Annotated in this window: 17 protein-coding genes, 2 pseudogenes and 1 riboswitch; of the genes and pseudogenes, 9 read left to right on the top strand and 10 right to left on the bottom strand. The window is 47.0% G+C overall.

Going from position 1 to position 13426, the window contains the following annotated elements; translation table 11 throughout:
* Positions 1-91 precede the first annotated feature (91 nt).
* The 3 genes from ABIA61_RS25735 to ABIA61_RS25725 form a co-directional block, all read right to left on the bottom strand.
* Complete coding sequence (locus tag ABIA61_RS25735; RefSeq protein ID WP_404521592.1) at positions 92-589, bottom strand: transporter; 498 nt, start codon at positions 587-589, stop codon at positions 92-94.
* 132 nt (positions 590-721) lie between these two features.
* The gene (locus ABIA61_RS25730; protein ID WP_404529721.1) at positions 722-844 is read right to left on the bottom strand and encodes a hypothetical protein; all 123 of its coding nucleotides are present in this window, start codon (positions 842-844) and stop codon (positions 722-724) included.
* Between the two features lie 102 nt (positions 845-946).
* Positions 947-1081, bottom strand: coding sequence for a hypothetical protein (locus ABIA61_RS25725; RefSeq protein ID WP_283654106.1), 135 nt, complete (start codon positions 1079-1081; stop codon positions 947-949).
* Positions 1082-1203: 122 nt separating this feature from the next.
* On the opposite strand from ABIA61_RS25725, the gene ABIA61_RS25720 reads away from it, so the two are divergent.
* Positions 1204-1596: a VOC family protein gene (locus ABIA61_RS25720; protein ID WP_283654105.1), complete on the top strand. Its 393-nt coding sequence runs from the start codon at positions 1204-1206 to the stop codon at positions 1594-1596.
* A gap of 1 nt (position 1597) precedes the next feature.
* A pseudogene (locus tag ABIA61_RS25715) lies at positions 1598-1912 on the top strand (WYL domain-containing protein); the annotation flags it as partial.
* A gap of 36 nt (positions 1913-1948) precedes the next feature.
* Here ABIA61_RS25715 and ABIA61_RS25710 read toward each other — a convergent pair.
* Positions 1949-2494, bottom strand: coding sequence for a histidine phosphatase family protein (locus ABIA61_RS25710; protein WP_404521590.1), 546 nt, complete (start codon positions 2492-2494; stop codon positions 1949-1951).
* A gap of 225 nt (positions 2495-2719) precedes the next feature.
* Between ABIA61_RS25710 and ABIA61_RS25705 the strand changes: the two genes are divergently transcribed.
* Positions 2720-3469: an MBL fold metallo-hydrolase gene (locus ABIA61_RS25705; protein ID WP_404521588.1), complete on the top strand. Its 750-nt coding sequence runs from the start codon at positions 2720-2722 to the stop codon at positions 3467-3469.
* 118 nt (positions 3470-3587) lie between these two features.
* Here ABIA61_RS25705 and ABIA61_RS25700 read toward each other — a convergent pair whose 3' ends face one another.
* The 3 genes and pseudogenes from ABIA61_RS25700 to ABIA61_RS25690 all read right to left on the bottom strand — a co-directional run bounded on the left by ABIA61_RS25700 (position 3588) and on the right by ABIA61_RS25690 (position 5285).
* Positions 3588-4094, bottom strand: a complete 507-nt coding sequence (locus ABIA61_RS25700; protein ID WP_404521586.1) for a PTS sugar transporter subunit IIA — start codon at positions 4092-4094, stop codon at positions 3588-3590.
* A 500-nt stretch (positions 4095-4594) separates the two neighbouring features.
* Positions 4595-4771 (bottom strand): annotated as a pseudogene (locus ABIA61_RS25695) (helix-turn-helix domain-containing protein); the annotation flags it as partial.
* Positions 4772-4778: 7 nt separating this feature from the next.
* On the bottom strand, positions 4779-5285 hold the full coding sequence (locus ABIA61_RS25690; RefSeq protein WP_283654101.1) for a YwhD family protein: 507 nt from the start codon (positions 5283-5285) through the stop codon (positions 4779-4781).
* 124 nt (positions 5286-5409) lie between these two features.
* Between ABIA61_RS25690 and ABIA61_RS25685 the strand changes: the two genes are divergently transcribed.
* The 4 genes from ABIA61_RS25685 to ABIA61_RS25670 all read left to right on the top strand — a co-directional run bounded on the left by ABIA61_RS25685 (position 5410) and on the right by ABIA61_RS25670 (position 10000).
* Positions 5410-7422, top strand: a complete 2013-nt coding sequence (locus ABIA61_RS25685; RefSeq protein ID WP_404521584.1) for a M1 family metallopeptidase — start codon at positions 5410-5412, stop codon at positions 7420-7422.
* Between the two features lie 11 nt (positions 7423-7433).
* Positions 7434-8261: a hypothetical protein gene (locus tag ABIA61_RS25680; protein WP_283654099.1), complete on the top strand. Its 828-nt coding sequence runs from the start codon at positions 7434-7436 to the stop codon at positions 8259-8261.
* A 285-nt stretch (positions 8262-8546) separates the two neighbouring features.
* A riboswitch (cyclic di-AMP (ydaO/yuaA leader) is annotated at positions 8547-8684 on the top strand.
* 4 nt (positions 8685-8688) lie between these two features.
* Positions 8689-9189 carry a C40 family peptidase gene (locus ABIA61_RS25675; RefSeq protein ID WP_044646841.1) on the top strand — a complete coding sequence of 167 codons (501 nt, stop codon included), beginning with the start codon at positions 8689-8691 and terminating at the stop codon, positions 9187-9189.
* Between the two features lie 304 nt (positions 9190-9493).
* Positions 9494-10000, top strand: a complete 507-nt coding sequence (locus ABIA61_RS25670; protein ID WP_283654098.1) for a GNAT family N-acetyltransferase — start codon at positions 9494-9496, stop codon at positions 9998-10000.
* Between the two features lie 75 nt (positions 10001-10075).
* On the opposite strand, the gene ABIA61_RS25665 is transcribed toward ABIA61_RS25670, so the two are convergent.
* Together ABIA61_RS25665 and ABIA61_RS25660 are read right to left on the bottom strand one after the other, a co-directional pair.
* Positions 10076-10375 (bottom strand): 4a-hydroxytetrahydrobiopterin dehydratase, encoded by a 300-nt coding sequence (locus tag ABIA61_RS25665; protein WP_007428083.1) that lies wholly within the window; start codon positions 10373-10375, stop codon positions 10076-10078.
* A 118-nt stretch (positions 10376-10493) separates the two neighbouring features.
* Positions 10494-10787, bottom strand: coding sequence for a hypothetical protein (locus ABIA61_RS25660; RefSeq protein WP_404521617.1), 294 nt, complete (start codon positions 10785-10787; stop codon positions 10494-10496).
* 187 nt (positions 10788-10974) lie between these two features.
* On the opposite strand from ABIA61_RS25660, the gene motA reads away from it, so the two are divergent.
* Positions 10975-11769: a flagellar motor stator protein MotA gene (gene motA / locus ABIA61_RS25655; RefSeq protein WP_044646838.1), complete on the top strand. Its 795-nt coding sequence runs from the start codon at positions 10975-10977 to the stop codon at positions 11767-11769.
* Positions 11762-12589, top strand: a complete 828-nt coding sequence (motB, locus tag ABIA61_RS25650; protein ID WP_283654097.1) for a flagellar motor protein MotB — start codon at positions 11762-11764, stop codon at positions 12587-12589. Before motA ends, motB begins: the two co-directional genes overlap by 8 nt.
* A gap of 134 nt (positions 12590-12723) precedes the next feature.
* Here motB and rluF read toward each other — a convergent pair whose 3' ends face one another.
* The gene (rluF, locus tag ABIA61_RS25645) at positions 12724-13425 is read right to left on the bottom strand and encodes a 23S rRNA pseudouridine(2604) synthase RluF (RefSeq protein WP_044646836.1); all 702 of its coding nucleotides are present in this window, start codon (positions 13423-13425) and stop codon (positions 12724-12726) included.
* Between the last annotated feature and the right edge of the window lies 1 nt (position 13426).

Raw genomic sequence — 13426 nt, 5'->3', positions numbered from 1 at the left:
TCATTTTATTTCCTCATATGTCCCATGTATCTCTCTTGCCACGATTATCCGCAGCTTCCCCTTCCGGTACGCTTTTCCCCCAAAGGTTTGCTTACCAAAAGCAGCTAAACGACTCGATACGGTTGGTGTCTACACCATAATAAGTCCAGAAACGACCATTCCACCGAAATCCCGCTACGGATGTTCTGCCTACAAAGACGGGATACAGCCAGAAGCGCTCGCCATTCGTCAGCCATACAAACGTGTTGCGGAACAAACACCCGGAGATGGCTAAAGGGTCAATAGCATAGGCCGTGACCAGTGGCTTTGGTGGCGTAAATTGCGGTGGTGGGGCTGTTGGCGCTTGAGCTTGGGGTCCGAGTGAACCTTGGGATCCCGGTCCTATAGGGCCAAGCGGTCCTGGCCCTGATGGTGGGCCAAAAGGCCCCTGCGGCGGTGGCGAAAAAGACCCTCCCCCGGGTGGTGGTCCCATCGGTGACGGGAACGAACCCTGTGTGCCAGGAAATTGTGGAAGCGAGGGACCTGACGGTGTGAATGGGCCCGGAGTTCCCGGTTGCGTTCCGAAAGGGACCTGTGGCATTAAAGACATGTGTTTCACTCCTTGTGTTCTAGGCTGATGTATCCTATGCGGGACATCAGCCCGTGGACTGGGCGAATCCCCATACCGTCGCCGCATTCCGCTATTTCGTCCCTTTTCATCAAAAGTTCTATCCTGACCCAATTAACTCCCTGTCCGAACATGCGCCAGCTCGATTTCATGCACCATCTTAATCTCAACTCGTTTTCTCAGCTCATGATACTGATCCAGCAACCGATAAGCATATTGCTCCCCCCAATGTACCAATCGCGGAATGATATCTGCCTGAGTGCATTTAAAGCTTAATAAAGGTAAAAATTCATTGAAAAGCTTTGATCCATCGCTTTATCCAATTCGGCCGCCAGTTGTTCACGATACGATTCGCATGGAAGATGTACCAGTCCCATATTGGACAACCACATCCGTATAGGCGGAAATGATGCTGGCATCCAGCTTCTTGCCTGAACCGAACATTTCCACAAGCCTCTCTGTTGTGTCCATCATTCTGTTATCCTCCCTTCACATATATGTATATCCTCATGAAGTGCTTCTTTTATGGTTGAATATTTCTATTCGAAAAGCGGGAAAATATTAACATCTACCATCCAGTCCAAGGAGCTGATCTGATGCAAAATTACAACCCAAAAATTACAACATTTTTTATGTTCTCCGGTCAAGCAGAAGAAGCCATACAATTTTATACCTCTGTGTTTAAGCCGTCGGACATCATCAGCGTACTTCATCAGGAGAACGGAGCCGTGTTACATGCTGTATTCACCCTCAAAGGACAAACCTTCATGGCTATTGACCAAAATCATCAGGACAAGCACCCTTTTACCCCGGCCCTATCGCTATTCGTCACCTGTGATTCGGAAGAAGAAATTCACCAAGTGTTTGATCAGCTATCGCAGGAAGGTCAAGTTCTAATGCCCCTTGAGGCCTCGCCCGTAAGCCAACTATTTGGGTGGGTTGAAGACAGATACGGAGTTTCATGGCAATTGAATCTGGCAAAAGGGTAACATGCTTAAAGCTAATATACCAATTCGCAAAATTCGGAATTACAAATCTCTCCCCTTTAAAAACGAAGTGGATTCCGCATTGCACAAGTCCTTTCATTATCTATCCAGTGAACTTAAGCAAAAGATCGAACAATTGCAGCAGCGGTTTGTCTTCTGGATACCCCCGCATGACATAGAAGTGCCTTTCCTAAGAGAGCTACTGGAGAGTGCGCTGGAACAACGCGTCATTACAATTGTTTATGAAGCAGCCACGCGTCGAGAAAGGATGATCCAGCCACTCGGTATTTATACAATGAACGGATTATGGTATTGCCAGGCTTATTGTTTCTATGGTAAACGCACTTCACTAATTTCACTCCGTAGTCCACACTCTGCGAATCTGGGCTTCTGCTTCTTTGGTTTCAAGCAAATATACGTCCGGATTCGAAAGTGTTTTCCACTCCTCAAACCCAAACTGCGAATCGTAATGTCGAATGAGAAGTGACAACAGAGCCCCATGAGTTACAATGATGATCGTTTTTTCTGTCCGTTCTATAAGCTCCTGAACAAGCTGTATTCCTCGATCTGTCGCTTCACGGGATGATTCCCCTCCCTCCAGCTTCAAATCCTCGTCCAGATAGGTCTGTTTCAGCACGTCCATCCAATGATCTAAATGCACACGGCTAAGCACCCGTTCCTGAAGACGTAGATCAGTATATACCTGCAACTGTTTCCGTTCAGCCAAAGGCTGAATGGTTCGCACGGCCCGTTCCCACGGGCTGGATACGATATATTCCACACCTACATTCTCCATAAAATCAGCCAATTGCTCAGCTTGTTGGATACCTTCATCGGTGAGTCGGGCATCTGGCTCCTGTCCTGTTGCTTTGGCATGTCTCGCAAAGTAAATCTTCTTCACGTAATCACTCCTAACCAGTAAAGTTAGTTACACTTCTCTACTTTCGTGAACCTCTGATTAAACCTGAATAAAATAAAAAAGCACTCTTTGCAAGAGTCATTGTCACACAAATTTAGAATTCTATATATTGACAAATAACTATTTTTATGTTATAATTAAGGTTTACATATTTTAATTTCGTGATACGATTCCTTTGTATTACATCAACTCTTTTAGGAGGATTCGATGCAATTGGACAAGGGAATACAGATACTTCAGGTTTCTTCTACCATCATGGGACGAACAGAGAGCATTCACCCCACCTTAATGTGGGACGAAGATAATATGATTTTAGTGGACACGACTTACCCCGGGCAATTACCGCTTTTACAAGAGGCTATTCTAAGTACCGGATTCACCATACATAAACTTACCTCCATATTCATTACACACCAGGACCTTGATCATATCGGCAGTTTGGCAGATGTAATTCGGACTTGTTCATCCCCAGTTCAGGTGTTTTCCAGTTCTATCGAAAAGCCCTATATACAGGGAGAAAAGCAGCTTATAAAGCTGACACCAGAAGCGATAACTCAAGCTGTAAACTCCATGCCCGAATCTGTCCCGGTAGAGTGGAGACATGCATTCCGGCGCACACTTGAAAATCCCCCGAAGGCTGCCGTAAACTCCACGATCGTTGCTGGGGAGGAATTGCCCTTTTGTGGAGGGATCGTAGTTATAGATACTGCTGGTCATACACCGGGACACCTAAGCTTCTATCATAAGACCAGTCAAACTTTGATTGCAGGAGATGCTCTGAACGTAGTGAGTGGCGAGCTACAGGGGCCAGATCCACAATACTGTCATGATTTTAACATAGCGAAAGATTCTCTTAAAAATCTGCTCCCCTATGATATTAAAAAAGTGATTTGCTTTCATGGAGGGCTTTACGGAGGCAATTGTAATCGGCGGATATCTGAAATATGCGGTTTGTGACTTACTTATCTAAAGAAAAGACTACCCTGAAATTCCAGTTAGTCTTATCCTACATATTTTACTGTTAAACCCCAAGAATTTACCTAATGATCTTACGCAGTAGGAAGCTGAATGCTGACTAGGCTTTCAAATAGACTCTCAATACAGGTGCATCAGGAGAAGCAGACGAGCCTTCCAATATTTCCACATGACTGATCATTTCTTGCCCGTCTGGAACAATTACCGGAGTAATTACCGGCAAGCCATCCTGTTGAATAGCGTCCAGATCAAACTCCATCAATAATTGCCCCGCTTTAACGTTATCTCCTGTTTGGACATGAGGGTTAAAGCCCTGCCCTTTGAGTGAGACGGTATTAATCCCGACATGTATCAAAACTTGTACACCACATTCATGTTCAATTACCAGGGCGTGCTTGCTTTTCTCCATCACATGAGCGACTTTCCCCGTAAAAGGAGCCGTGACCCTGCCTTCAGACGGATGAATAGCGATGCCTTCCCCCATAGCCTTCGTAGAGAACGCAGGATCTGGAACCTCTTCAAGGGAAACCACTTGTCCTTTAATTGGTGCTATCATGTCGAATTCTTCAATACGAGGAGCCGCCTTCTTTTTCAACCATTTAAACATAACGATGCCACCTTATCTACAGATTACATTCATAAACAGTGAACAGGACTTAACTACACTTTTTTAGGAACCGGTTCCACAAAAGATATAAATAAAAACCGGATTTTGGAACCGATTTCTATTTGAATTATAGTGAATGCCTTTCCAGGATGTCAAGGCGCTATCAGTCAAATAACCACATATATCAACAATTATGATTTTGTTACTTTGATATGCTCCAACAAATCATGGGTTAGATCCTTTTAAGAAATTCATTTTCTTTGATTATATTCAAAACATTTTAACATGTAACCCAATTTCACCGAAGGCAAATGTTATGCTCCTATGTAGTTACTATCGCTTGATGAACTATTTACTCGGTGCTATTTTTACAATTAATCGTTTTTGTTCTTATCATCTTTATGATTTCTTAATTCCATATCTGACTTCATACCTAATAGAATAGCCACAAGGCCTAATCCCCAAAATACAATAGCATCATTTATCTGCCTTAATCGGTATGAAAGCTTGCAATTGAAAGCATCACAAAGCTTAAACAAAGTTTCCAATTGGGTCGTTTCTATATTTGTCTCGCGATATAATTTATTGATTAAATTTCTGCTAAGTCCCGATAAACTCATCAGCTCCGTTAAAAAAGCAGTTCCTCCAAATACGGAGAAACTGCTTCTGTGGTTGATCTTCCGCTTACCCTTCCAGCGCCTGCTTCAATTCCTCAGGCGAAGCGTCCCACCATTCCTCATTATGAGAAATCAGCAGGCTTTTGAGTGCTGCTTTATCCTGACTGCCGAGATCCTCCAGCATGAAACGACGCTTGAGCGCGTAATCCATACGGTTGACGTGATCGGCGAGGATTTTCCAGCCGCGTTTGGCTTCGTCGTCAATCAGCATCTCACAGGCAGTCGCGCCGCCGTACACACGTCCTTCGGGTGTGCGGTCCACGGCTACCCATACCAGCCAAACCTGGCGTCCGTTTGGTACATCCTCTTTATTGGTAGAAAACTTAATCCCTCGTTCTACTTTACTTTTGGCATGCATAGCACCGACATCAATTTTGGCCTCGCCGCGGTCAATAATGACCGGGGACATGCTGTTCAGGTCGATTGAACCTGCGCCGAAGCCCTTATGTTTACTCTTGCCACTGACAATGTTCAGTGCAATCTGTTTTTTGCCGTCCGGCTGATTTTCACTCATGCGTCACTAAGCCTCCATTTTCCGTCTTGACACTCATTCTACACTATAAATATTTTAACTAATAATCTCCCGAAAGCAAACATATACATGCTGTAGATGCTTGTCAACGGGAGGTATCCATTGTATGACCCCAGCACGCACCAAAATCGTTTTATTGTCTACACTAGCCCTCGGTCTCCTCGTAGGGACGTTATGGTTTGCCTGGCAGCCTGAATCTAAGTCCGATCCGCAATCCTTGGGCAAACCGCCGTACGATTCCCAGTCGGAGTCTGCGCTTGCGCCAAACATGGGCAAGCCTCTGGGGGCAAACATCCTGCCTGACGTACCCCAAAGTCCTCCACAGCCTGCTTCGGAGATTCTTAGCAAGCGTGTGGTGGAATACCACATTGACGTGTCTCTGGAAGAAGGACAGGTTTTGCGGGGCACCGAGACGCTTACATGGAAGCATCCGGGCACCAAAACCGTGAACGATCTGTACCTGCATCTGTACCCCAATGCCTTCTCTTCCATGGAAACCACCTTCATGAAGGAATCCGGGGGCAAGCTGCGCGGCGACACCATGCCCAAGAACGGCTTTGGCTCCATGACACTAACTGAACTTAAAACGGAAGACGGTTTATCCCTCCTGCACCGGACTCAATACGTGCAGCCGGATGACGGTAACGTGAACGACCGCTCGCTCATGAAGGTACGTCTCCCCAAGCCAGTCCGAGGTGGTGAAAGCATTACATTATATATGAAGTTTGAGGTAAAGCTACCCGCCATCTTCGCACGTATGGGCGCAACAGATGATTTTGTCATGGCGGGTCAATGGTTTCCCAAACTTAGCGTCTACGAAACCGCAGGACAGCGTGGACGCGCCGAGGAAGGCTGGAATCTGCATCAGTATCATGGAAACTCCGAATTTTACGCCGATTTCGGAATTTACAGTGTGCGGATTCGAGTGCCTGAAACATACATCGTGGCTGCAACTGGATTCCCCACCCGTGGAGCAGTCCGGCAAAATGGGCAAAAAATATATCAATTCTATGCCGATGACGTGCACGACTTTGCATGGGCCGCTTCACCGAATTTTGTAGCCGCAGAAGAGCCATTTTCCTCTGCCGAGGTGCCGGGTGTCAAAATCAAACTGTATCTCGACCCATCGCACAAGGAGCTCAAGGGACGCTATATGAGCGCAGCCAAGGCCGCTCTTTCCTATTACAGCAAGTGGTACGGGCCTTATCCATATTCGACCCTGTCCATCGTTGTACCACCCAAAGCAGGCAGCGGCGCGGGCGGCATGGAATATCCCACACTCATTACGGCTGCAGCGGCTGATAACCTGAATCCAGGCTATAGTCTGGAGCGGACAGTCGTTCATGAGATTGGGCATCAATATTTCTATGGAATGGTGGCAAACAACGAATTCGAGGAACCATGGCTGGATGAAGGCTTTACCTCTTATGCAGAGGAACGGCTCATGGAGCAAGAGTACGGACTTATCCCCAACTTGCCGTTACAGTCTGGACAGGTATCTTCCCCGCAGCCGTTAAACCGTGAGTCCTGGAAGTACGGCTCAGCTATTAAATATGCACAAAATGCCTATTCTCGGGGTAAGCTGGTGCTGCGTGGCATTGAACGCCAGGTCGGCGTAAAAAAAATGGACCGAATTATGCGTACCTACGTCCAGACCTACCGATTCAAGCATCCATCCTCACAGGATTTTCAGCGTATCGTCGAAAGAGTCACCGGACGTTCGTGGAGCCACTATTTTGAACAATATGTATACGACGGCCAGATGGCGGATTTTTCAGTGGATCGCATTACGAACCGCAAGCTGGCCAACGGATACGAAGCAACCATCACACTCAGCAAAAAAGGGGCAGATTATCCCAAGGTCCCTGTTCAAGTTACCTTCAAGGACGGTACAACGATATTCAAGGCTTGGGACGGCATGGGCAAAAGCACCACCTATCGACTCAAAAGTGCATCTCCGGTCTCCCATGTGATTGTTGATCCACTGTACACGATTGCGCTGGAGAACAAGCATATCAATAACAGTCTGAAGGACGAACTGAACGAAAAAACCCAGACCCGTTGGAGCATAAGTGTAACCAAGCTGCTGGAGTCACTGCTTGGAAGTCTGTCATGGTGAGGTGTCTATAGATGCGTACCGTTATAAAAGAAGGCTGGGCGCTTGTGCGCATACAATTTTATATTGTCATCATTCTATTTTTGTATCGACTGCTATGGGGCGTTTTTCTCTATCGGGTGGTACAATCCGCCGTTATTCCCCTACTACTGCGCTACCCTGATCAGGGTCAAAATGAACTGGGGCAGACCTTGTTTTGGATGGAGAGCCAGATTGCCCTGACAGACAATCGGGAGGTTCATATGTATCTGTGGATACTACTGGGGGCAACGGTGCTGCGTATACTGATTACCCCCTTCATCCGGGCGGGAATATACCAAAGTCTGCACACCCATGCGACCGAGCCGCAAAGTCTGTCTTTTTTCCGTGGAATGAAACGTCATGGTTTATCATCGCTGATCTATTACGTCATCGAGCTTGGGCTCTTGCTGCTCCCTGCTTTCTGGGTGGTGCCGAGGCTCTACCCTATCGTAGCCGGGGCGCTGCAATCTCCCGCCTATCTGCTGCATGTGCTGCCCTATGCCATCGGTTGGATCGCTTATGGCTGGTTCATCCGCCAGTGCATCCTGTACATGCAGCTAGGCACCGTAGGTGGTCACGCCATACTGTCGTCGCTGCTCGCCTTCTTTCGCCAAATCCTTCCGGCTATCGGTATTTCGCTTCTGCTCGGCGCAGGTGTGCTGCTTGTCCTTGGCCTATTCGGCACGGTGGCGATGATTTGGACTGGCATGCTGGCACTCATTCTCCAGCAAACGTATCATTTTGTTACCAGTCTGGTCAGGCTATGGCACATCAGTTCACAGTACCGCCTATGGCATACCGATATCTCCGACAGAGGTTGAACCCCCACTCCGTTCCTCCTGAGCAATTTCTGGCTGTCGAAAGGCGACTATCTATATCCATTCCTATCCAAATAAACGGCACATAACTGAATACTCTTAACAAAATCTGTTCCCGCGATAAAGGGAGCAGATTTTTTTGTAATTTTTTGCGATGAAACATTTGCCAAAGCCAGCCAACTTTGTTACAATAATCGCAGTGAACTGATAGTAACAACTTTGTAATCTTTATTGTAACCTTTACCTTAAAAACATCGTTATCGTGAATACTGCTCTCCAAGGTGCACATCTTAAGTTAAGCCTAATTCCTGGCACCTAGGAAGCGGGGGAACCAGTTTGGGTGAATTGATCTCGCAACAGAGTGGTCATAGGGGAACCTTCTACCGAATCCTTAAGCTAACCTCGCAGGCATTGGAAGGGGTATTTTTTTTTGAAGAAGAAACTAACAATCGCAGCCATGGGTCTTGCCATTGCCTTTACATCTTTTACATTCGGTGGCGGCAGTGCATTTGCAGACTCCAAGATGGACCAGGTCATCCAAGATACCAAAGGAACGAGCTACAGAAGCGGAGGCACTACACTCGACGGATTCGATTGCTCCGGCTTCACAATGTATGTATATCAAAAACTGGGAATTAAACTGCCGCATCAATCCGGATCACAATTCAAAATGGGATCTTCCGTATCCCGCGATGAAATGAGACCTGGAGACCTGGTGTTCTTCAACACCACAGGTAGAGGCATTTCCCATGTAGGTATCTTCATGGGTGAAGGGAAATTTGCTCACTCCTCATCTTCACGTGGTGTAGTTGTTAGCTCACTGAACGAAAATTATTACGCTAACCGATATGTCGGTGCCAAAAGAATTATGAGCACAGATGCTTACCACGCTGTAGCTTCTGAAACTCCTGATGACGACAACGTAGAATAACTAACGAACAGCAAGCTAACCTGAGCCGCAATTTGATTCTGGCCGGAATCGAATTGCGGTTTTTTATGTCCGCAACATCAGAAACGTTATTTTTACTGACGAACTGACACCTCAAAAGGTTTCAGTTTTTGCGAACATCGTCGGTTTTACCGTCACGACGGGGGGGAGTATATGAGCAGTAAAGCCTTCTTATTGAATGTATACCCGACTTGGGTATGAAATAAACACGCTTGCCAATCCCCTGCAACTTGTCTACAATCTGTTGTTAATGGTTTAAGTACTTGTAAAAGGAGGATGGGAAGACATGCCGGCCTCAATATCTAACTACCGAATCGTGCCGATGGACGAGCAGCAGGCGGCTGCGATATGTGAGTGGCGCTATGATTCACCCTACAATATATACGGCTGGTTACCTTGGGAACAAATGAAGGCGCTTGAGGTCGAATTTGGAAACCCCTCGCTTCGCCAGGAGCAATATGTAGCCGTACTGGATGACGAGAACATACTAACCGGATTTGCTCAATATTTCCCGATGATTGGCGTGACCCGGCTAGGTCTGGGAATGCATCCCGGATTGTGTGGACATGGCAGAGGCGCCGAATTTGTCCGTGCAATTGCCGAGGAAGCCAGACGACGCAACCCTGAGAATGAAATTGATCTGGAGGTCCTGACTTGGAATGGGCGCGCCATCCGGGCTTACAAGGCAGCCGGATTTGAGCTTACGGATACCTATGAACGTCAGACTCCCGATGGCAAGAAGCCATTTCATTGTATGGTATATCATCCCGACCACCAGCCTCATGTTCTATGATAAAAGCGCCTTCGGCATACAACTGCATTGTTGTATATCGAAGGCGCTTTTATCATACGACAGACCACGATTAGCTCAATGACTGCTACGCATTTTCTCAAAAGCTTCATTATATTGTTGGGCTTCCTTAATATCCACGGCCATAATGCCACCGTCATCCCAGGAGGTTAAACGCAGGGTCACGGTCTTATAATCAATCGTAATAAATGGATGATGATTAAATGCTTCCGATATAGCAGCAACTTCATCCACGAATGCAATCCCTTTCATAAAACTGGAAAAATTATATTTCCGGACAATCCATCGTCCTTCCTCCAGTTCCCAGCCCTCCAGCTTCTCCAGATGTGCTTCAATCTCTTCTTGTGTAAAAGGCATGATACGACTCCTCCCTGTTTATACGGAAGCCTTTCAGCCGCTTGAATGCGACCAAAACTACGATATATTGGTGTCCATATTACCACGGCCCCGTTGATAAATCCATAAAACGGCCTGTTCAAATCAAAGGTACCGACGTCAGCTCCTCATCTCCAATGAGCACATAGATACGGTGCTGCTCCGGTTCATAGATGACAACGCCGCTGCCCACAGCGATAACGGGCTCTGTACCCAGTGCATAAAACAGATCTTCAGCCAGCGCTTCATTGACTTCCTGACGCCCTGCCGGGTCCAGTCTGTCCCAATCTTCTGCTTCCATTTCGAAAAATTCATAGCTATCTGGAATGCGTCCCACAGCCTCTGTCAAATCGTTCAAAATTTGTTCATACTCCCGTCCGTGCTTCACTCCCATGCCATTTCCTCCAATTCTTCCACCATTCATTACATAATCACCTTATTATACCGGAAATTCGTACTTAACAAAAAAGAGAGTTTTGTCGATAAATACTATAATCCGTCTTGTAATGACGTGCCTGGGGCAAGGACGACCCCGGCGGCATGAAAGGATTCAAAATCTATTCTCATGGATGAGGTGTATCATGCAAATTTCAACCATTATCGGACTTGTACTCGGGATTGTGTCATTGGTCGTCGGGATGATTCTCAAAGGCGCGCCAGTGATCAACTTGGTCAACAACCCCGCTGCTTACATGATTATTTTTGTCGGAACGGCAGCAAGTATTTTTATGGCCTTCCCGATGGAAGAAATCAAACGCATTCCGAAGCTGTTCAAGGTTATTTTCACGGAACAAAAGCTTTTGGACCGTAAAGAGCTCATCGGCACGTTTACCGAATGGGCATCCATTACCCGTCGCGAAGGTCTGCTTGCGCTGGAATCCAAGGTAGAGGAGATCGACGATCCCTTTATGCGTGGTGGTATGCGTATGATTATTGATGGTAATGATCAGGAATTCGTGCGAGATGTTCTAATGGAGGACATTAACGCTACCGAGGATCGACACCGCTCCGGCGCGCTGATTTTCTCTCAGGCTGGTATGTACGCTCCAACGCTCGGGGTACTCGGTGCCGTCGTAGGTCTGATTGCCGCTCTGGCCGATCTTAGTGACATGGCCAAGCTGTCTCATGCCATCGCGGCAGCCTTTATTGCGACGTTGCTTGGTATTTTTACAGGTTATGTCCTGTGGCATCCAATGTCCAATAAGCTGAAACGGTTATCCAAAAAAGAAGTGGAGCTTAAATTGATGATGGTCGAAGGCCTGCTCTCAATTCAATCAGGTATATCCACCATTGCGATCAGCCAGAAGCTGACGATATTCCTGACTCCAACCGAACGGGCTACCCTGACCAAGAAGGATGGGGATTCCGGTGAGTAAAAAAAGACATGAACCGCACGAGGAGCATGCCGACGAAAGCTGGCTGTTGCCCTATTCCGACTTGATGACCCTTCTGCTAGCTCTTTTCATCGTCTTATTCGGGATGAGTGCACTCGACGCCAAAAAATTTGAAACTATGGCTCAATCCATGAGTGCGGCTTTTAGTGGCGGCACTGGCATACTGGATCACTCTGCCGCCAATCCATCGTCACAATCCGCAGATATGGGCAAAAATAAAGAACAGGTAACACAACCTATAAAGTCTAAAGCCACTTCTACGGCTGAACTGCAAAAGCAACTCGCCCAGCGGGAAGAAGAGGATTTGAAAAAGCTCAAAAAGCAAATGGATCAGTATATTGAAAATAATGGCCTGACTCCGCTGCTCAATACAAAACTGAACCAATCCCAGCTCATGATAACTATTAGTGATAACGCCTTGTTTTCATCGGGTCAGGCTGAGGTAAAGCCGGAAGCGAGAAAGCTGGCCAAGTCCATCTCCAGCATGCTCCAGCAGTTTCCTGGCTATGATGTTATCGTATCAGGTCATACAGATAATGTGCCGATTTCCAATAGTCAGTTTCCGTCCAACTTTGATTTGAGTGCCAAACGATCTCTGAATTTCTTGCGCATTTTGCTACTCAATCCGCAGCTTGATCCAACCAAATTTGTATCCATCGGTTATGGTGAGTATCGTCCACTAGCAAGTAATCAGGATGGTCAAGGACGCTCCAAAAACCGCCGTGTCGAAATTTCCGTACTACGTAAATATCAGAACGGCACACAAGTTATCAGTCCTACCTCAAGCTCGAATGAAGGTTGATTATGTATATGTTATATAGACAAAGGCACCGCCGCATTTTTTATGCAGCTGGTGCCTTTTCATCGTGATATTCCACTCTGCCTCTTGTCCTATCCATTGCCCTGCCATCTATCAGCCGTGAGAAGCCCTCAGGTTTAGCTGAGTGTATAATTCAGCATCTCACCTAACTCCTGCTTCTCCGTCTCTGTCAGGTCACGCCAGGCGCCTCTCTGAAGCGACCCTAATCGAATATTCATAATCCGCAGACGTTGCAGCTTCTTCACCTCATAGCTGAAGGCAGCACACATGCGCCGGATCTGACGGTTTTTCCCTTCCGTCAATATGATGCGGAATACGTACTCAGATACACGCGTCACTTCGCAGGGGAGCGTCCGCTGACCGAGTATTTTTACACCTGTGGACATCCCCTGCACAAAAGATGGTGTGACGGGTCGATCCACCGTTACGATATATTCCTTCTCATGCTTGCCTTCCGCCCGTAAAATCTTATTCACAATATCTCCGTCATTGGTAAGTAAAATAAGACCCTCCGAATCTTTATCCAGACGTCCGATTGGAAAAATCCGCTGCGGGTGCCCCACAAAGTCGACAACATTCCCTTGAATGTGGCTCTCTGTCGTGCTTGTAATCCCCACCGGCTTGTTCAAAGCAATATATACGTGACCAGACTTCTCGCGGAGTGGCTTGCCGTTCACACGGACATCGTCGCCCTCCTCCGCCTGACTGCCCAGCACCGCCACCTCGCCGTTAATCGTCACGCGGCCGCTCTCTACCAGCTTGTCCGCCTCCCGGCGTGAGCAAAAACCGGTTTCGCTGATAAACTTGTTAATGCGCAAC

It is taken from the genome of Paenibacillus sp. RC21 (assembly GCF_044907935.1).
Taxonomy (GTDB): Bacteria; Bacillota; Bacilli; order Paenibacillales; family Paenibacillaceae; genus Paenibacillus; species Paenibacillus terrae_A.
Note: the sequence above shows the minus strand (reverse complement) of the source record. Positions and strands in the feature narration are given on the sequence as shown.

Bases quoted from the DNA above. Each gene is read 5' to 3' on its own strand.
- ABIA61_RS25665 (WP_007428083.1), bottom strand. From the start codon at position 10,375: ATGCCTTTTACACAAGAAGAGATTGAAGCACATCTGGAGAAGCTGGAG.
- ABIA61_RS25720 (WP_283654105.1), top strand. From the start codon at position 1,204: ATGCAAAATTACAACCCAAAAATTACAACATTTTTTATGTTCTCCGGT.
- ABIA61_RS25685 (WP_404521584.1), top strand. From the start codon at position 5,410: ATGACCCCAGCACGCACCAAAATCGTTTTATTGTCTACACTAGCCCTC.
- ABIA61_RS25680 (WP_283654099.1), top strand. From the start codon at position 7,434: ATGCGTACCGTTATAAAAGAAGGCTGGGCGCTTGTGCGCATACAATTT.
- ABIA61_RS25670 (WP_283654098.1), top strand. From the start codon at position 9,494: ATGCCGGCCTCAATATCTAACTACCGAATCGTGCCGATGGACGAGCAG.
- ABIA61_RS25690 (WP_283654101.1), bottom strand. From the start codon at position 5,285: ATGAGTGAAAATCAGCCGGACGGCAAAAAACAGATTGCACTGAACATT.
- ABIA61_RS25725 (WP_283654106.1), bottom strand. From the start codon at position 1,081: ATGATGGACACAACAGAGAGGCTTGTGGAAATGTTCGGTTCAGGCAAG.
- ABIA61_RS25735 (WP_404521592.1), bottom strand. From the start codon at position 589: ATGTCTTTAATGCCACAGGTCCCTTTCGGAACGCAACCGGGAACTCCG.
- motA (WP_044646838.1), top strand. From the start codon at position 10,975: ATGCAAATTTCAACCATTATCGGACTTGTACTCGGGATTGTGTCATTG.
- ABIA61_RS25660 (WP_404521617.1), bottom strand. From the start codon at position 10,787: ATGGGAGTGAAGCACGGACGGGAGTATGAACAAATTTTGAACGATTTG.
- ABIA61_RS25700 (WP_404521586.1), bottom strand. From the start codon at position 4,094: ATGTTTAAATGGTTGAAAAAGAAGGCGGCTCCTCGTATTGAAGAATTC.
- ABIA61_RS25705 (WP_404521588.1), top strand. From the start codon at position 2,720: ATGCAATTGGACAAGGGAATACAGATACTTCAGGTTTCTTCTACCATC.